The 17,158-nt window shown below is 70.6% G+C and carries 13 protein-coding genes and 1 pseudogene; 10 read left to right on the top strand and 4 right to left on the bottom strand.

Translation table 11 applies throughout. The annotated features are described in order from the left end of the window. The first annotated feature begins 79 nt into the window (after window positions 1-79). The 6 genes from lptF to rsmA all read left to right on the top strand — a co-directional run bounded on the left by lptF (window position 80) and on the right by rsmA (window position 7,932). Window positions 80-1,219, top strand: a complete 1,140-nt coding sequence (gene lptF / locus VGL30_RS08290; protein WP_331538756.1) for an LPS export ABC transporter permease LptF — start codon at window positions 80-82, stop codon at window positions 1,217-1,219. Beyond that, complete coding sequence (locus tag VGL30_RS08285) at window positions 1,216-2,319, top strand: LptF/LptG family permease (RefSeq protein ID WP_331538754.1); 1,104 nt, start codon at window positions 1,216-1,218, stop codon at window positions 2,317-2,319. Before lptF ends, VGL30_RS08285 begins: the two co-directional genes overlap by 4 nt. A 61-nt stretch (window positions 2,320-2,380) precedes the next feature. Continuing rightward, the gene (locus VGL30_RS08280; protein WP_331538752.1) at window positions 2,381-4,714 is read left to right on the top strand and encodes an LPS-assembly protein LptD; all 2,334 of its coding nucleotides are present in this window, start codon (window positions 2,381-2,383) and stop codon (window positions 4,712-4,714) included. A gap of 40 nt (window positions 4,715-4,754) precedes the next feature. Continuing rightward, window positions 4,755-6,101, top strand: coding sequence for a peptidylprolyl isomerase (locus VGL30_RS08275; RefSeq protein ID WP_331538750.1), 1,347 nt, complete (start codon window positions 4,755-4,757; stop codon window positions 6,099-6,101). After that, the gene (gene pdxA / locus VGL30_RS08270; protein WP_331538748.1) at window positions 6,098-7,105 is read left to right on the top strand and encodes a 4-hydroxythreonine-4-phosphate dehydrogenase PdxA; all 1,008 of its coding nucleotides are present in this window, start codon (window positions 6,098-6,100) and stop codon (window positions 7,103-7,105) included. Before VGL30_RS08275 ends, pdxA begins: the two co-directional genes overlap by 4 nt. After that, window positions 7,102-7,932 (top strand): 16S rRNA (adenine(1518)-N(6)/adenine(1519)-N(6))-dimethyltransferase RsmA, encoded by an 831-nt coding sequence (rsmA, locus tag VGL30_RS08265; RefSeq protein ID WP_331538746.1) that lies wholly within the window; start codon window positions 7,102-7,104, stop codon window positions 7,930-7,932. Before pdxA ends, rsmA begins: the two co-directional genes overlap by 4 nt. 137 nt (window positions 7,933-8,069) lie before the next feature. Here the strand turns inward: rsmA and VGL30_RS08260 are convergent, their stop codons facing one another. Then, entirely contained in the window at window positions 8,070-8,234 is a 165-nt protein-coding gene (locus VGL30_RS08260) for a Flp family type IVb pilin (RefSeq protein WP_331538844.1), read from the bottom strand. Window positions 8,235-8,822: 588 nt separating this feature from the next. Between VGL30_RS08260 and VGL30_RS08255 the strand changes: the two genes are divergently transcribed. From VGL30_RS08255 to VGL30_RS08245, 3 genes are all read left to right on the top strand, one after another. Continuing rightward, complete coding sequence (locus tag VGL30_RS08255; protein ID WP_331538744.1) at window positions 8,823-9,287, top strand: peroxiredoxin; 465 nt, start codon at window positions 8,823-8,825, stop codon at window positions 9,285-9,287. Window positions 9,288-9,574: 287 nt separating this feature from the next. Next, on the top strand, window positions 9,575-10,735 hold the full coding sequence (locus tag VGL30_RS08250; protein WP_331538742.1) for a M23 family metallopeptidase: 1,161 nt from the start codon (window positions 9,575-9,577) through the stop codon (window positions 10,733-10,735). A gap of 16 nt (window positions 10,736-10,751) precedes the next feature. Further along, a complete protein-coding gene (locus tag VGL30_RS08245; RefSeq protein WP_331538740.1) occupies window positions 10,752-11,222 on the top strand; it encodes a polymer-forming cytoskeletal protein in 471 nt (156 codons plus the stop codon). A 61-nt stretch (window positions 11,223-11,283) separates the two neighbouring features. On the opposite strand, the gene prfB is transcribed toward VGL30_RS08245, so the two are convergent. From prfB to VGL30_RS08230, 3 genes are all read right to left on the bottom strand, one after another. Beyond that, a protein-coding gene (gene prfB, locus VGL30_RS08240; RefSeq protein ID WP_331538738.1) for a peptide chain release factor 2 occupies window positions 11,284-12,409 on the bottom strand; the annotation gives its coding sequence in 2 pieces (ribosomal slippage) (window positions 11,284-12,339 and window positions 12,341-12,409; 1,125 coding nt in all). A gap of 44 nt (window positions 12,410-12,453) precedes the next feature. Further along, window positions 12,454-14,790, bottom strand: a complete 2,337-nt coding sequence (locus tag VGL30_RS08235) for a penicillin-binding protein 1A (protein ID WP_331538736.1) — start codon at window positions 14,788-14,790, stop codon at window positions 12,454-12,456. Window positions 14,791-15,014: 224 nt separating this feature from the next. After that, window positions 15,015-16,253 carry an N-acetylmuramoyl-L-alanine amidase family protein gene (locus tag VGL30_RS08230; RefSeq protein ID WP_414694967.1) on the bottom strand — a complete coding sequence of 413 codons (1,239 nt, stop codon included), beginning with the start codon at window positions 16,251-16,253 and terminating at the stop codon, window positions 15,015-15,017. A gap of 408 nt (window positions 16,254-16,661) precedes the next feature. On the opposite strand from VGL30_RS08230, the pseudogene VGL30_RS08225 reads away from it, so the two are divergent. Beyond that, window positions 16,662-17,158, top strand: a pseudogene (locus VGL30_RS08225) (ribonuclease E/G); the annotation flags it as partial.

Below are 17,158 nucleotides of genomic sequence, written 5' to 3'. Positions count from 1 at the left end.
TCGCTGGACGCGCCGGACGGCGGCGCCGCAGCGCCGTCGGGCGGGTGGGGATCTGGCTGTGCGGATGAAGCCTTAGCCGATGCGCCTGATCGACCGCTATCTCCTGCGCCAGATGCTGGGTCCCACGATCTTCGCCACCTTGGCGCTGTCCATGGTGGCGCTCCTGAGCCAGAGCCTGTCGGCCCTCGATCTGATCATCAACCAGCGGCAGAGCGCGCTGGTGTTCATCAAGATCACCCTGCTGGCCATGCCGCAGCTGGTGAACATGGTGCTGCCCATCGCCCTCTTCGTGGCGGCGCTGGTGTCGCTCAACCGGCTGCACACGGAGCAGGAGATCGTCGTCTGCTTCGCCGGCGGCATGAGCCGCGCCCGGGTGATCGGCCCGGCCATGCGGCTGGCCTGCACGGTGGCCTTCCTGGCCCTGGTGATGAACCTCTTCGTGCAGCCGGCGTCGCTCCGGGCCATGCGCGAGAGCTATTTCGAGGTGAACGCCGACCTGGCCAGCACCCTGGTGCGCGACGGCCAGTTCACCTCCCCGACCCCGGGCCTGACCGTCTATGCCCAATCCGTAGACAATCGGGGGGTTATCCACAATCTCTTCATCCACCAGATCAAGGATGACGGCTCCTCCACCACCTATACCGCCGACGAAGGCCGGCTGATGAAGCGCGACGGCCGCCCGGTGCTCTACATGCACAAGGGCACCACCCAGGAATTCAGCAAGCGTGGCGTCCTGAACTACCTGACGTTCGACGACTATCCCTTCGACCTGTCGCCGCTGAACCAGACCGACGAGCTCATCCACTACAAGCCCTCCGACCGCTACCTGCACGAGCTCCTGTTCCCCGACCTGCAGCAGGACTGGGAGCGCCACAACCACACGCGCCTGCTGGCGGAGGCCACCGCGCGCATCGCGACGCCGCTTTACAACATCGCCGCGGTGGCCATGGCGCTGGCGGCGATCCTGGGCGGCGGCTTCAGCCGGCTGGGCTACGGCCGGCGGATCGCCGCGACGGCGGCCGTGGCCGCGGGCGTGCGGATCCTGGGCTTCATGGTGCAGGCCGGCTGCGAGACCGAGGCCTGGCTCAACCCCCTGCAGTTCGCGCCGCCCCTCGCGGCCATCGCCGTCGCCCTGCGGCTGATCTTCCGGCAGAAGGTCTCGCGGTTCATCGACATCAGGCGCCCGACCCAGCGCCTGACGCGGGCGGCTGCGGCATGATTGGGGCCGGGCGCATCGAACGCTACGTGCTGGAGCGCACGCTCACCTCGGTGGCCTCCGCCCTGGCGGTGATCGTGGCGGTGATCGCGCTGGTGCAGTTCGTCGACCTGTCGCGCACGGTGGGCGTGCGGGCCGACGCCGGGGCGGCGCAGCTGTTCTGGCTCACCCTGCTGCGCTGCCCGGCCATCGTGCTGGTGCTGATGCCCTTCGTCTTCCTGTTCGGCGGCATCGCCGCCTTCGTCGGGCTGAACCGGACCAGCGAGCTGGTGGCGATGCGGGCGGCGGGGGTCTCGGCCTGGCGGTTCATCCTGCCGGCGGCGGGGGCGTCCTTCCTGATCGGGGTGGCGACGGTGACGGTGGTCAATCCGATCGCCGCGGCGCTCAACGCCCGCTACGAGGCCGAGCGCGGCCAGCTGATGGACGCGGCCATGGCCTATGCGCCCAAGGAGGTCTGGCTGCGCCAGGGCGACGACCGCAACCAGATCGTCATCCACGCCAAGGGGCGCGCGACGGTGAACGGCGTCGTCCGCCTGCGCGGGGTGTCGCTGTTCATCTACCAGAAGAACGCCCGCGGGACGCCCGAATTCAAGCGCCGGCTGGAGGCGGGCGAGGCCACCCTGCTGCCCGGTTTCTGGCGGCTCACCGACGTGCGCGAAGCCGGCGCCGGCGAGAACTCGGTGCATTCCGACACCATGTCGATCCGCTCGACCCTGGACGCCGAGGCGGCGATGGAGCGCTTCGCCTCGCCGGAAGCCATCGCCTTCTGGCGGCTGCCGGCGGCGATCCGGCTGACGGAGCTGGCGGGGTTCAGCGCCGCGGGCTATCGGCTGCGATACCAGCAGCTCCTCGCCTCGCCGCTGCTGTTTGCGGCCATGTCGATCCTGGCGGCGGCGTTCTCGCTGCGGCTCTCGCGCCTGGGCGGCCTGGCGGGCCTGGCGGGCGCCGGGGTGACGCTGGGCTTCGTGTTCTTTTTCTTCAACGAATTCTCCGGCGCGCTCGCCGACGCCGGGATCATTCCGCTGTACGCCGCCGCCTGGGCGCCGCCGCTGGTCGCCCTGCTGTCGGGACTGACGCTGCTCTGTTACACCGAAGACGGTTGAATCCTTGGCCGGCCCGGCTATCCATCGGCTCCGCAAAGCCGCGAGGGGAAAGTTAGCGCATATGAGTTCAGGTCGGCGTTCGCGCATCGCCTCGGCCCGACGCGGCCTGCTCGCCGGCGCAGCCCTGGCGGCGCTGTGCTCGCCCGCGGCCGGCGCGCAGGCGGCCGGCACGGCTCCCGCCCCTGCGGCTCCCGCCCCTACGGCGCCGACGGCCCCGCAGGGGCCCGGGCCCGACGGCCTGGTCGGCAACGAGATGTACCTTGAGGCCGACCTCGTCACCCGCAACGACAAGACCCACGTCACCACCGCCACCGGCCAGGCCGAGATGCGCATCGACGGGCGCACCCTGCGGGCCGACGAACTGACCTACGAGGAGGACACCGGCGTCGTCCGCGCCAAGGGCGACATCCAGATCGTCAACGCCGACGGCACGGTGGAGACGGCCAAGGAAGCGGTGATCGACGAGAAGACCAAGGCGGGCGCGGCCACCGGGTTCACCGCGCGCCTGGACAAGAACATCAAGATCGCCGCCTCCAGCGTCGTGCGGCGCAACGACACCATCCAGCAGCTCAACCGGGCGATCTACACCCCCTGCCCGATCTGCGTGGGCGACAAGCCGGTGCGCCCCACCTGGTCGATCCAGGCGGACAAGGTGGTCCAGGACAAGAAGAAGCAGATCATCTACTATCGCAACGCCGTCATCCGGGCGTTCGGCGTTCCGGTGATCTACCTGCCGGTGTTCTGGCACGCCGACCCCAGGGCGAAGCGCAAGTCCGGCCTGCTGCAACCCAAGGCGTCGCTCTCCGACCGGCGCGGCTTCTCCTACGAGCAGCCCTACCTGATCATCACCTCGCCCTATTCCGACGTGACGGTCAGCCCGCAGATCAACACCAAGGTGAACCCGTTCCTCAACATGCGGGTCCGCAAGCGCTTCTACTCGGGAACGGTCGACGCGCGTTTCGGCTACACCTACGAACGCGACTTCAACGGCGACGGAGACCGGGTGGGCGACCGCACCTCGCGCAGCTACATCCTGGCTGGCGGCGGCTTCCAGATCGACGAGAAATGGCGCTGGGGCTTCACCGCCGAGCGGACGTCCGACCGGCTGATCTTCGACAAGTACGAGGTCGGCGCGGTCTACGAGGCGCGCGGACCCTACGTGGCCGACGACCGGCGGCTGATCTCGCAGCTCTACACGGTGCGGCAGGACCAGCGGTCGTACTTCTCGCTGGCGGGCATGAGCGTGCAGGGCCTGCGCCCCGGCGACAACGACCGCGCCTTCCCGATCATCGGGCCGCTGGTCGACGCCCGCTGGGAGCCGGCGCAGGGGCTCGTCGGCGGCCGCCTGCGGCTGCAGGCCAGCGCCGTGGCGCTCACCCGCGAGCAGTCGCAGTACGACGTCGCCGGCCAACGGACGCCCGGCCTCGACAGCCGCCGGGTGACCGGCGAGGCCGACTGGCGCGCCTCCTGGACCAGCGCCATGGGCCTCCGGGTCGAGCCCTTCGTGAACCTGCGCGCCGACGCCTACGACCTGGCCGACCTGCCCAGCGGGACGACCCGCACCTCCTCGAGGGAGACCCGCGCCCTGGCGGTGGCCGGCGCCGACCTCTCCATGCCGTTCTTCCGCCGCTGGAGGAACTCCACCGTCATCCTGGAGCCCCTGGCGCAGGTCGCGGTCTCGCCCGACGCCCACGCCATCGTGATCGGCCGCACGGCGACGGGCGCGCCGGTCTACCTCAACGAGGACAGCGTCGCTTTCGAGTTCGACGAGTCGAACCTGTTCCGCGCCAACAAGTTTCCGGGCTTCGACCTCTACGAGACCGGGACGCGCCTCAATGTCGCGGGCCGGGCCTCGGTGCTGTGGGATGACGGCCGGCGGGCCAGCCTGCTGGTGGGCCGCAGCTTCCGCACCCAGCGCGACGACGTCTTCTCGCCCCAATCCGGCCTGAGCTCCAAGGCCTCGGACTGGGTGGTCGCCGGCGACGCCCAGCCCATCAGGGGCCTGACCCTGTTCACCCGCGCGCGGTTGGACTCCGAGACGTTCGCCGTGCACCGGGCCGAAAGCGGGGCGAACGTGGCGACGAAATGGGGCTCCGGCTACGTCCGCTATCTGCGTGACGACCACGACATCAACGGCAACAAGACCGAGAACCTGGACCTGGGCGGCGAGGTCTACCTGACCCGGCATTGGGGGGTCTCGGCCTACGGCAACCGCGACCTGGTGCAGCGCGCCTGGGTGATCCGCGACCTGGGGATCGTCTACCGCGACGACTGCACGCGCTTCGAGATCGTCTATCGGCACGAGGACACGGTGATCGGGCGGCTGGGCCCCTCGAACTCCGTGGCGATCCGCCTAACCCTCGCCACATTGGGCGAACCTGTCTATACCCGCTAGCCTCCGGCCCATAGGGCCGCACCAAGGAATGAAATCACCCATGATGCGCGTGCGTTACGTCAACGGCAGGGCCGCGCGGCGCGCCGCCCTGGTCGCGCTCATGCTGTCCGCTTCGCCGCTCGCCGCCGCGGCCCAGGCCGCGGCTCCGACGCAAATCGCTCCCCCGCCAGCCGCGCCTCCGGCCGGTCGCAACATGTCGGAATCGGTGGCGGCGATCGTCAACGACCAGATCATCTCCACCTACGACCTCGCCCAGCGGATGCGGCTGCTGATCGCCACCTCCGGGGTGCAGCCCACCGAGCAGACCCTGCCGCAGTTCCAGCGCGAGGCCCTGGTCTCGCTGGTCGACGAGCGCCTGCAGCTCATCGAGCTGCGCCGGCTGGAGAAGGACCAGAAGATCGAGCTCGTGGCCACCAACGACGAGGTCGACGAAGAGCTGTCGGGCATGGCCCAGCAGAACAACATGACCCGCGACCAGTTCGTCGGGGCCCTGGGGGCCCAGGGCATCGGGCCGGAGACCCTGCGCGAACAGGTGCGCGCCAACATCAGCTGGCAGCGCTGGATCCGCGGCCGCTACGGCTCGCGCCTGCGGATCGGCGAGGACCAGATCAAGGCGGCGCAGAAACAGGCCGAGGCCGCGGCCTCCAAGCCGCAGTACCAGATCAGCGAGATCATGATCGACGCCGGCCGCGTCGGCGGCATGGACGCCGCCCTGCAGGGCGCCAACCAGCTCGTGGTGCAGATCCAGAAGGGCGCGCCCTTCCCCGCCGTCGCCCGGCAGTTCTCCGCCCTGCCCACCGCGGCCAGCGGCGGCGACGCCGGCTGGGTGTCGACCGGCGAGGTCGTCCCGCAGGTGCAGCAGGCCCTCGACCAGATGCGTCCGGGCCAGCTCTCCACCCCGATCCCGGTGAAGGACGGCGTCTACATCGTCTACCTGCGCGACAAGCGCGCCGGCGCCGGCGCGGCCCTGGTGAGCATGAAGCAGGCCGCCGTCGCGCTGAACGCCCAGGCCTCGGACGCCGAGGTGGCCGCCGCCCGCGCCAAGCTGGAGAGCCTGCGCCCCACGATCACCGGCTGCGAGACCCTGGAGGCTGCGGCCGCCAAGGTTCCCGGCGTGGTGGCCGGCGACCTGGGCGAGGCCGAGATCAAGGACCTGGCGGCGCCCTTCCGCGCCGCGGCCGAAAGCCTGCAGCCCGGCCAGGTGTCCGAGCCGATCCGCACCAGCGCGGGCCTGCACCTGGTGGCGGTCTGCGGCCGGCGCGCCGCCGGCGACCAGGAGATCTCGCACGATCAAATCGAGAATCGCCTTTATGGTCAGCAGCTGAGCATGATCTCCCGGCGTTACATGCGGGATCTCAGGAATTCGGCCACAATCGAGACGCGGTGAGCAACGGACCTATCGCCCTGACGCTTGGTGACCCCGCGGGGATCGGCCCTGAAATCATCGTCAAGGCCTGGAACGAACTGCGCCACACCGGGCACCCCTTCATGGTGGTGGGCGACTTCCAGTCCCTGGCCTCCGCCTCCGTCGCCGGCGCCTCGATCCTCCGGCGGGTGACCGCCCCCGCCGACGCGGTGAAGGCCTTCCCCGCCGCCCTGCCGGTGCTCGACATCCCCCTGCGGTCGCCGGTGGTGGCGGGCCAGCCCTCGTCCATGGCGGCCTCCGCGATCATCCGCTGGATCGAGACCGCGGTAGGCCTGGCGCTCTCCAACGTGGTCTCGGCCCTGGTCACGGCGCCCATCGCCAAGGCGCCGCTCTACGAGGCGGGCTTCCGCTTCCCCGGCCACACCGAATTCCTGGGCGAGCTCACCGCCGCGGCCAGCTTCGACGGCGCGCGTGGCCCGGTGATGATGCTGGCCGCCCGCGACCTGCGGGCCAGCCTGGTGACCGTGCACGAACCGCTGGCCGAGGTGTCCGGCGCGCTCAGCGTCCAGGGGATCGTCAATGCGGGCCTGGTCACCGCCCAGGCCTTGCGCACCGACTTCGGGATCGAGGCGCCGCGGCTGGCGGTGGCCGGGTTCAACCCGCACGCAGGCGAGTCCGGCAAGCTCGGGCGTGAGGAAGTCGACATCATCGCCCCGGCGATCCGTGCGCTCCGCCACCTGGGCGTCGACGCCACCGGCCCCTGGCCGGCGGACACCTTGTTCGCCGAGGAGATACGCCGCCGCTACGACGGTGCGGTCTGCCTCTACCACGACCAGGCGCTGATCCCGGTGAAGATGCTGGACTTCTGGGGCGGGGTGAACATCACGCTGGGCCTGCCGATCGTGCGCACCTCCCCCGATCACGGCACGGCGTTCGACATCGCCGGCCGCGGCCAGGCCCGGGCCGACAGCCTGGTGGCGGCCCTGAAGCTGGCCCGCGAGATCGCCCAGCGCCGCAGCGCATGAGCCTGGGCGCCCTGCCGCCCCTGCGAGAGGCGTTGGAGACGCACGGCCTCCTGGCGCGCAAGTCGCTGGGGCAGCACTTTCTCCTCGACCTCAACATCACCCGCAAGATCGCCCGGCTGGCCGGGCCGCTGGAGGGCGCGACGGTGATCGAGGTCGGGCCGGGCCCCGGCGGCCTGACCCGCGCCCTGCTGGAAGCGGGGGCCAAGGTGGTGGCGGTGGAGAAGGACGCCCGCTTCCGGCCGCTGCTGGAGGACCTGGCGATCGCGGCGGACGGCGCGCTGCAGCTCGTGCTGGCCGATGCGCTGGCGGTGGACGAGGCGGCGCTGGTGGGCGGCGCGCCGGCCGCGGTCGTCTCGAACCTGCCGTACAACGTCGGCACGCCGCTGCTGGTGAAGTGGTTGACCGGCGGCTTCCGCCCCACGGCCATGACCCTGATGTTCCAGAAGGAGGTCGCCCGGCGGATCGTTGCGCCCCCCGGCTCCGGCGTCTACGGCCGCCTGAGCGTGCTGGCCCAGGCCTGCGCCCGGTGTGAGCTGGTGATGGAGGCGCCGGCGCGGGCCTTCACCCCGCCGCCGAAGGTGGATTCCGCCGTGGTGCGCGTGACGCCCCGGGACGACGCGCCGGACGGGCGGCGGCTGGAGGCCCTGCAGACCGTGACGGGCGCCGCGTTCGGTCAGCGCCGCAAGATGCTGCGGGCGAGCCTGCGGCCGCTGGGCGGCGAGGCGCTGTGCCGCGCCGCCGGCCTGGCCCCGGAGAGCCGGGCGGAGGCGATCCCGGTGGCCGGGTTCCTGGCGCTGGCCGACGCCTGGCGCGCCGCGGCCGGCTGAGGCGCGCGGCGGCCAGGCGAAGGCTGCGCTGGAGCGCGACGACCGGAAGCCAAAGCCGGTTCCGGCGTCCGTCACGCGCCGTTTCTGCAGGATTGCGGGGCGGGCTGGCCCCAAACCGGGCCGGCCCGCTCCAGACATTACGGCATGTTGTTGCCGACGCTGTTGAAGGTGTTGCCGATCTTCGGCCCCAGCAGGCTCAACGCGCTCACCAGCGCCAACGCGATGAGCGCGGCGATCAGGCCATACTCGATCGCCGTGGCGCCCGACTCGTCGGCCACGAATTTCTTCAGTAGTTTTGTCAATTGAAGCCCCTTCTCCGTCATAGGCGTGACCATACGTCGCACACCATGCGCATCTGAGGTTACCTGCAGGTAAATCTAACAATATCCGGAAATTCTTATCTTTAGTTACTGTATATTATCTATAATCTCGCCCGCCATGCCTTGACGATGCTGGCGCCGAGATGTCCGCGTGATGAATAGGATCAGGATGCGTTGACCGCCAGGACCATGGCGGCGGCGAATCCGGCCAGGCCCACGGCCAGGCTGGCGGCCCACGTCGGCCAGGGCGATCTCATGGCGAGACCTCGCGCCGCGGACCCTTGCGGTCCCCCCAGCCACAACCCTGCATCGCCCGCACCCCTGGTTGATCACGTTCACCCAGGACAACCGTGTATCGCATTCCCGGGGGGCGCCGCACTGCGACAGGGCGCCGCGGGCGACTTGGCTGCACCCGCCGGCCGGCCTGGCCCCAGGGGCGCGGTCGACGCCATGCCGTCCCGGCCGCCCGATCCTCCGGACGCTGCAGGCCTGGACCGGGGCGGCGAAACGGCTTTCCCTTTCCGCCCCGCGACACTAGGTGACGGCGCAAGCTTCACCCTGGAGGACCGGATGGCCGACGTGACCGAGGGCGCGCAAGCGCCGGACTTCGAGCTGAGCGGGCCCGGCGGGCCGATCCGCCTCGCCGACTTCAAGGGCAAGGCGCTGGTGCTCTATTTCTACCCCAAGGACAACACCACCGGCTGCACCAAGGAGGCGCAGGAATTCAGCGCCCTGGCCGCCGAGTTTGCGACCGCCGGCGCGACGGTGGTCGGCGTCTCGAAGGATTCCGTGGCTTCTCACGAGAAGTTCAAGACCAGGTACGACCTGGCCGTACCGCTGGGCTCCGACCCGCAGGGGGCGGTGATCGAGCGCTATGGCTCATGGGGGGAGAAGACCCTCTACGGGCGCAAGTACATGGGGATAGACCGCTCCACCTTCCTGATCGACAAGGCCGGCAAGATTCGCCGCATCTGGCGCAAGGTGAAGGTGGCGGGCCATGCCGCCGAGGTGCTGAAGGCCGCGCAAGCCCTTTAAGGTCAAGCTGTTGCCGCGGCGCCCGACGCGCGCCTTCCGCCGGACCGCCCACCCGGGCGCGCGAGGCCCTCGCCGCGCCCCTGTGATGGATTTGCCGCGTCCGGCCCGATTCGGCGGCGCGGGACCGGCTTCGGCGGCGCACACCCTGGTCCGCGACTTGGCGCTGCGTTAACCATGGACGACCCAGGCTTCGGGGCGCCGGAGGCCCCCGCGCGCGTGCGCGCCGGAGCTCTTGCGCCCTCGGGGAATCTCATCGCATATCGCCGGAGCCTTGAGTTTCCGAAGCGGTGAGCATGAAACGCCTCGCGCGCCTACGCCGATCGCTGGAAGAGCTGTTCCCGGAACGGCACCTCTACATCCGTTCAGGCGGCGCGATGAAAGGCTTCGTCCTCACCCCCGGCAAGCAGATGGCCGCCGCCGGCGGCGTGGCGGTCTGCGCGCTCTGGATGGGCGTGGCGACCGCGGCCATGATCATGAATGCGTTCGCCCTGACCACCGGCGACCGGGAGGTCGCCCGCACCGAGGCGAAGTACGAGCGCTGGATCGCCGACCGCCAGGCCCGCCTGAACAGCGCCATGGCCCAGCTGGACGCCTCTGACGGCTCCATCGGCGCCGTGGCCGCGACCGTGGAGAAGCGCCATGCGGCGCTCGCCCTGCTGCTCACCGACCTCAAGGACCAGCCCGGCGCCGCCGAGGCGCTGACGCCGGCGATCAGCCGCGCCCTGGCCGCCCCGGACGCCAATCCGCTGCACCGGGTCGAGATGGTTCGCATCAGTCAGGAGCAACTGCTGGACGCCGCCGACAGCTACGCCAAGAGCCGGGCCGACCGCCTGCGCCTGGCCTTCCGTCTCGCGGGCCTCACCCCCTCGACCTACATACCCGCGGGCAGCGCCCTGGGCGGACCGCTGATCGAGGCCAAGGACCCCCGGGCCCTGGCCGCCGTGCTCGACGTGGACGAGGATTTCGCCGAGCGGGTCCAGCACACCGCCGAGGGCCTCTCCGAGGCGCGCGCGCTCAATACGGCGCTCGACCGCCTGCCCCTCGCGCACCCCACCGAGAACACGCCCAGGTCCAGCGGCTTCGGCGTGCGTTTCGACCCCTTCACCGGCCGTCCCGCCTTCCATTCCGGCCTCGACTTCGCCGGCGGCTTCATGACGCCCATCCAGGCGACAGGCCCGGGCGTGGTCTCGTTCACCGGCGTCCGCTCCGGCTACGGCAACACCATCGAGATCGACCATGGCGGCGGCCTGAAGACCCGCTACGCCCACCTGCAGGGCATCGCCGTCCGCATCGGCCAGCGCGTGGCCGTGGGCCAGCGGATCGGCGCCATGGGCTCCACCGGCAGGTCCACCGGCCCGCACCTGCACTACGAGGTGTGGGTCGACGGCCGCCCGCAAAATCCCGACCGCTTCGTAAGGGCTGGCGAGTATGTTCTCCAAGGCAGCTAAACCGGACCCTGGCCCCATGAAGGCGCCCGCACCGAAGACCGACAACGGAGGCGCCTCCGGGAGCCCGGACGCCGCCGGCGCCCGCAAGCCCAAGGTGGCGACGCTGATCGCCGAGAACATCACCATCGAGGGCGGGGTCGCCGGCGACGGCGAGCTGCACGTGGACGGCGTGGTGCGCGGCGACATCAGGGTGGCCAAGCTGACCATCGGCGAGACCGGCCATGTGGAAGGCACCATCACGGCGGAATCGGTGGAGAACCGCGGCCGGATCGTGGGCGCGGTCACCGCCAAGCAGGTGCGCCTCCACGCCTCGGCCTATGTGGACGGCGACATCACCCACGAGCAGCTGGCCATGGAGATCGGCGCCTTCTTCCAGGGCCGCAGCCTGAAGTTCCAGCGGCCGGCCGGCGCCCAGCAGCCGCAGATCAGCGCCCCGGCCTCACCCTCCCTGCCGAAGCCGGACGGCGAACCGAAAAGCGTCGCCTAGCCCTTCTTCCGGTCGACACGGCTCGGTCTGAAGACGCTCTCCCTCCGGGCGGAGGTCCTGCTTACTCCGCCGCGTCGGCGTCGCGGGTGACGCCGACGCGCTGCGCCAGCGAGGCGCCCATGAAGGCGTCGAGGTCGCCGTCGAGCACGCCCTGGGTGTCGGACGTCTCCACGTCGGTGCGCAGGTCCTTGACCATCTGGTAGGGCTGCAGGACGTAGGAGCGGATCTGGTGGCCCCAGCCGATGTCGGTCTTCTGGTCCTCCAGCGCCTGCTGCGCCGCCTCGCGCTTCTGCAGCTCCAGCTCGTAGAGCCGGGCCCGCAGCATCTTCCACGCCTCGTCCCGGTTTTGGTGCTGTGAGCGGCCGGCCTGGCAGGCCACGGCGACGCCGGTGGGGATGTGCGTCAGGCGCACGGCGGAATCGGTCTTGTTGATGTGCTGGCCGCCGGCGCCGGAGGCCCGGTAGGTGTCGGTGCGCACGTCGGCCGGATTGATCTCGATCTCGATGGTGTCGTCCACCACCGGATAGACCCAGACCGAGGCGAAGGAGGTATGGCGCTTCGCGTTCGAATCGAACGGCGAGATCCGCACCAGGCGGTGCACGCCGGCCTCGGTCTTCAGCCACCCGTAGGCGTTCGGACCCGAGACCTGGATGGTGGCCGACTTGATCCCGGCCTGTTCGCCGTTGGTCTCCTCGACGAACTCCACGCCGTAGCCGTGCGCCTGGGCCCAGCGGCTGTACATGCGCAGCAGCATGCCGGCCCAGTCGTTGGACTCCGTGCCGCCGGCGCCCGAGTTGATCTCCACATAGGCGTCGTTGCCGTCGGCCTCGCCGGACAGCAACGCCTCGAGCTCGGCGCGGGCCGCGCGCTCCTTCAGGGCCTTGAGCTGGGCGCAGGCCTCGTCGAAGGCCGCCTCGTCGCCCTCGACGTCGGCGAGCTCCGCGTAGCCGATGGCGTCGGCCAGCTCGCTTTCGAGGCTCTGCACCGCCTCGACCTGCGAAGCCAGGCGCTGGCGGTCGCGCATCAGGCTCTGGGCGGCCGAGGGACTGTCCCAGAGGCTCGGGTCCTCGACCCGGGCGTTCAGTTCATGCAGGCGGCGGAGGGCTGGCTCCCAGTCAAAGACGCCTCCTGAGCAGTTCGATCGACTGCTCGACGTCGGCCTTTCCGGCCTCGACATCCGCTCTCATGGGTGACTCCAGTGTGGGGCGCGGGAGATAGCCCGCGCCGGCCTTCAATACAATCCATTCAGGTCGTCGGACTTCTTGCCGGCTGGCGCGGCCGGCGGCGGGAGCGGAAACTGCGACCCCGGCAGACCCGGCGCATAGGGCTGCGGACCGGTCCGCACGCCCAGGCCGGCCGGGACCGCCAGCTTGGGCTCGGTGCCGGGCCGGAAGGCTTCGCGGATGCCGCGCACCATGGCGAACTTGGCGTTGGCGGGCGCCTTGAAATCGTCCGGCGGGTAGCCCTTGATGGCCTCCTTCATGAACTCGACGAAGATCGGCAGCGCGGCCTGGGCGCCGGTCTCGCCGTGACCCAGGCTGCGGTTGTCGTCGAAACCCACGAACACGCCGACGACGATCTGCGGCGTGAAGCCCTCGAACCAGGCGCTGCGGTACTCGTTGGTGGTGCCGGTCTTGCCGCCCACCGGGCGGTTCAGCACCAGCGCGGCCGTGCCGGTGCCGCGCTGGACCACGCCCTGCAGCATGGAGGTGATCTGGTAGGCGGTGATCGGGTCGAACATCTGCGTGCCCGAGGGCTGGATTCGCGGACTTTCGTCGCCGTTGAAGCCCGCCCGGCAATGCGGGCAGTCGCGGCGGTCGGCGCGGAAGATCGTCTTGCCCTCGCGGTCCTGCACCAGTTCGATCAGGTGCGGCTCGACCTTGCGCCCGCCGTTGACAAAGGAGGCGTAGGCGGTCGTCAGCCGGAAGGGCGAGGTTTCGCCGGCCCCCAGCGCCATGGAGAGCACGGGATCCATCTTGTCCACCACGCCCAGCCGGGTGGCCATGTCGGAGATCCTGCGCATGCCGACGCCCTGCGCCAGGCGCACGGTCATGGTGTTAAGCGACAGCTCCAGGCCCCGGCGCAGGACCTGCGCCCCCAGGAAGTTGTGGTAGTAGTTTTCCGGCGACCAGACTTCGCCCTGCTTGGCGCCGGGCAGGCTGATGGGCGCGTCGGCCACCACGCTGGCGGGGGTGTAGCCGTTTTCCAGGGCGGTGGCGTAGACGATCGGCTTGAAGGCCGAGCCCGGCTGGCGCTGGGCCTGGGTGGCGCGGTTGAAGTTGGACAGCGAATAGGAATAGCCGCCGACCATCGCCAGCACCCGGCCGGAATGCGGCTCCATGGCCACCAGGGCGCCGTTCACCGCGGGGACCTGCTTCAGCAGGTAGCCGCCTTGCGGACCCGGGGCGACGAAGATCAGGTCGCCGGCGGAAAGCCCCTTCCCGGCCTTGGCCCAGGCCACGTCGGCCGCCACCAGCGAGCCCGTCGAGCCGCCCGGCAGGCGCACGCGCACCGCGCCGTCGGCGGAGGCGACCAGCGCCGGGCTCCAGTCGCGGCGCTCCGCGGGGCGGGCCATGCGCCTGGCGGCGTCCTCCCAGCCTTCGGGGCTGTCCAGGTGGCCCCAGGCCCCGCGCCAGCCGTGCCGGCGGTCATAGGCCTCCAGGCCGTCCATCAGCGCGATCCGCGCCGCGGTCTGCAGCCGCGGATCGAGCGTGGTGCGCATGTAGTAGCCGCCCTCGTTCAGGCGCTCGCCCAGGGTGGCGTGGCCGCGGCGGCGGACCTCCTCGACGAAGTAGTCGGCGTCCTTGTACTTGGCGCGGCTGGGCTCGGCCTGGACCTTCAGGTCCTCCTGCTTGGCCGCCTCGGCGTCCGCCCGGCTGACCCAGCCCAGAGCGGCCATCTGGTCCAGGATCATGTTGCGCCGGGTCATGGCGGCCCGCTTCTGGCGGATCGGGTGGTAGTTCTGCGGCCCCTTCGGCAGGGCGGCCAGGTAGGCGCACTCGGCCAGGTCCAGGTCGGTGATCGACTTGCCGAAATAGTTGTAGGCCGCCGCCCCCACGCCATAGGAGCGGTAGCCCAGCCAGATCTCGTTCAGGTAGAGCTCGAGGATCTGCTCCTTGGTGAGGGTCTGTTCCAGCCGCCCGGCGAGGATGGCCTCCTTCAGCTTGCGCCCGACCGTGGCCTCGCTGCTCAGCAGCACGTTCTTTGCCACCTGCTGGGTGATGGTCGAGCCGCCCTCGAAGCGCTTGCCCTCGACAGCGTTGACCACGTTCTTCAGCATCGCCCGGCCGAGGCCGGTCACGTCCACGCCGCCGTGGCGGAAGAAGTTGTGGTCCTCGGCCGCCATGAACGCCTGGGCGAGCTGCGGCGGGATGCGGTCGTAGGGCACGAAGATCCGGCGTTCGTTGGAAAACTCGCCGATCAGGGTGCCGTCGATGGCGTAGGCGCGCGTGGCGGTCGGCGGCCGGTAGTCCACCAAGTCGCCGGCGTCGGGCATGTCGTGGAACAGCCAGGCCGCATAGATGGCGAGCGCCAGACCCGCCACGGCCACCGCACTGAGGACGGTCACGCCTGCGATGGCGAGCCACTTGCCGGGGGGATTCAACGCGCTGGGACCTCCGCGGGCGCCCACGTCCCGCCCTGCGGTCTCTACCCTGCCTCGCGGCGGGCGCCAACACGCCCCTCGCCCGGGAGGCGAGCGCCGGCACCGCGGCCGCGAGGCGCCGCCGAAGCGGTGCAGCGCGCTGGATTACAGGAGATTTTCCGCGTTTCCGCGCGCCGGCCACGCCGGCTTCAACGCGCCGCCAGCCGGGTCTCGCGGGCGAAATAGTCGTCGATGGCGTCGCCGACGGCGTTCATCAGCCGGGTGCGCCGGCCGGCGTCGCGCAGGGCCGATTCGTCGCCCGAGTTGGTGATGAAGCCCATTTCCAGCAGCACGGCCGGCACGTCGGGCGCCAGCAGCACCACCAGGCCTGCGTCCCGGTGGCTGCGGCGCAGCAGCGGGGTCTGGCGCTCCACCCGCACCAGCAGGCCCTCGGCGAAGGCGGCCGAGCGGTTCTTGGTCGCCCGCTGGGTCAGGTCGAGCAGGATGTCGCTGACCCCGGAGTCGCCGGCCATGTTGGCCTTCATGAACCAGTCGTCCTTGTTGACGAACTTGGCCGCCCGCGACGAGGCCTTCTCGGAAAGGGTGTAGACGCTGGCGCCGCGCAGGTTCGGATCGGAGCCGGCGTCGGCGTGCAGCGAGATGAACAGGTCCGCGTCGGCGCGGCGGGCGATCTGCACCCGCGTCTCCAGCGGGACGTAGACGTCGCTCTGGCGGGTCAGCACCACGCGGTAGCGGCCGCTGTTCTCCAGCCGCGCCTTGAGTGCGCGCGCGGCGGCCAGGGTGACGTCCTTCTCCACGCCCTGCGCCCCGTGGGCGCCGGGGTCGCGGCCGCCGTGGCCGGCGTCGATCACCACCACCTTCTTGAGCGAGAGCGGCGCGGCCCGGCTCGGCAGGGGCCGGGAGGTCAGGCGCAGCGCCGAGGCCGGGTTGAGCCCGCCGGGGAACGCCTGCAGAGGGGCGGCGCGGCCGAGCGCCGGCGCCGGCCCGGCGGCGGCCAGGTCGATCACATAGCGGTAGGCGCCGATCCCGTCGGCCGGCGGCAGCAGGAAGCGGCGCTTGATCACCGCGTCGGCGGCGAGGTCGAGCCGCAGGCGCGCGCCGCCGGAGGCCTCGTCGAGCATCCAGGCCTTCACCAGGCCCTGCCCCCCGCCCTGCTGTCCGGAGCCGGCGGAGACCCCCGCCAGGTTGACCACGACGCGACGATCCGCCGCGCCGTCGGCGGCGAGCTTGCCGGTCGCCGAAGCGTTCAGGTCGATGACGATGCGGGTCGCGGTGCGGTCGCCGCCCAGCCGGATCTTCAGCACGTCGGCGTGGGTCGTGGCGGCGTGCGAGACGGCGAAGGCCCCGAGGCACACCAATCCACCCGCCGCGATGGCTGCGAACCGGAATTTTGCGCCTCTGATGACGTCGCTCAGCCCCGCGAGCATCCGCCGCCCCACCACCGTTCTCGTTAACTCTGATCGGCGGACTATACGCCGCCCGCCGGGTAACAAAGCGTTAAACGCCTCCCGCGCGAGCGTCGTGCTTTTCTTTTGCGCCCTGCTGTTGCAATGTCGCCCTGCGCGCAAGTCGTTCCGGCGTCGGCCGGGTCCTGTTCCGCGCGAAACCCCGTGTCAGCGGCGAGGCTCAGGCCTTCGGCCGAGACGCACCCTCCGACACGCGCCTTACCCGCGCGCCAAGGAACACATCAATGGGCAGCGCTGCTCAAGCCCCTCATCGGCTCTTCGCCGTCCGCTTCGCCTCAGTCGGCGTCGCGGCTTCCGGCGCGCGCGCCCGCATCACAGCAAGGCTGCGCCCGGGCTACGCGCCCGGACTGCGCCGCGGAGATTCGTTTTATGACCAAGAAGATGTTGATCGACGCCGCCCACCCGGAAGAAACCCGCGTGGTGGTGATCGACGGAAACCGCGTTGAAGAGTTCGATTTCGAAAGCCAGAACCGAAAGCAGCTGCGGGGTAACATCTACCTCGCCAAGGTGACCCGGGTCGAGCCGTCGCTGCAGGCGGCCTTCATCGAGTATGGGGGCAACCGCCACGGCTTCCTCGCCTTCAACGAGATCCACCCCGACTACTACCAGATCCCGGTCGCCGACCGCGAAGCCCTGCTGCGCGAGGAGGCCGAGGAAGAGGAAGAGCATCACGCTCCCGCCGCCCGCGAATCGGACGGCGAGGACGACGACGACGCCGAGGCGGACGACGACGACGTCATGGAGGAAGAGGTCGCCCGGCGCCGCCGGCGGCTGATGCGCAAGTACAAGATCCAGGAAGTGATCCGCCGCCGGCAGATCATGCTGGTGCAGGTCGTCAAGGAAGAGCGCGGCAACAAGGGCGCGGC

Origin of the sequence: Phenylobacterium sp., assembly GCF_036502675.1 — a bacterium.
Lineage (GTDB): Bacteria > Pseudomonadota > Alphaproteobacteria > Caulobacterales > Caulobacteraceae > Phenylobacterium.
The sequence above is the reverse complement of the archived record's forward strand: the minus strand, read 5'-3'. Positions and strand labels throughout refer to the sequence as shown.

What these genes read in the sequence shown, in the direction of transcription:
- lptF (WP_331538756.1), top strand. Translation starts at nt 80, where the DNA reads ATGCGCCTGATCGACCGCTATCTCCTGCGCCAGATGCTGGGTCCCACG.
- VGL30_RS08285 (WP_331538754.1), top strand. Translation starts at nt 1,216, where the DNA reads ATGATTGGGGCCGGGCGCATCGAACGCTACGTGCTGGAGCGCACGCTC.
- VGL30_RS08280 (WP_331538752.1), top strand. Translation starts at nt 2,381, where the DNA reads ATGAGTTCAGGTCGGCGTTCGCGCATCGCCTCGGCCCGACGCGGCCTG.
- VGL30_RS08275 (WP_331538750.1), top strand. Translation starts at nt 4,755, where the DNA reads ATGATGCGCGTGCGTTACGTCAACGGCAGGGCCGCGCGGCGCGCCGCC.
- rsmA (WP_331538746.1), top strand. Translation starts at nt 7,102, where the DNA reads ATGAGCCTGGGCGCCCTGCCGCCCCTGCGAGAGGCGTTGGAGACGCAC.
- VGL30_RS08255 (WP_331538744.1), top strand. Translation starts at nt 8,823, where the DNA reads ATGGCCGACGTGACCGAGGGCGCGCAAGCGCCGGACTTCGAGCTGAGC.
- VGL30_RS08245 (WP_331538740.1), top strand. Translation starts at nt 10,752, where the DNA reads ATGAAGGCGCCCGCACCGAAGACCGACAACGGAGGCGCCTCCGGGAGC.
- VGL30_RS08230 (WP_414694967.1), bottom strand. Translation starts at nt 16,253, where the DNA reads ATGCTCGCGGGGCTGAGCGACGTCATCAGAGGCGCAAAATTCCGGTTC.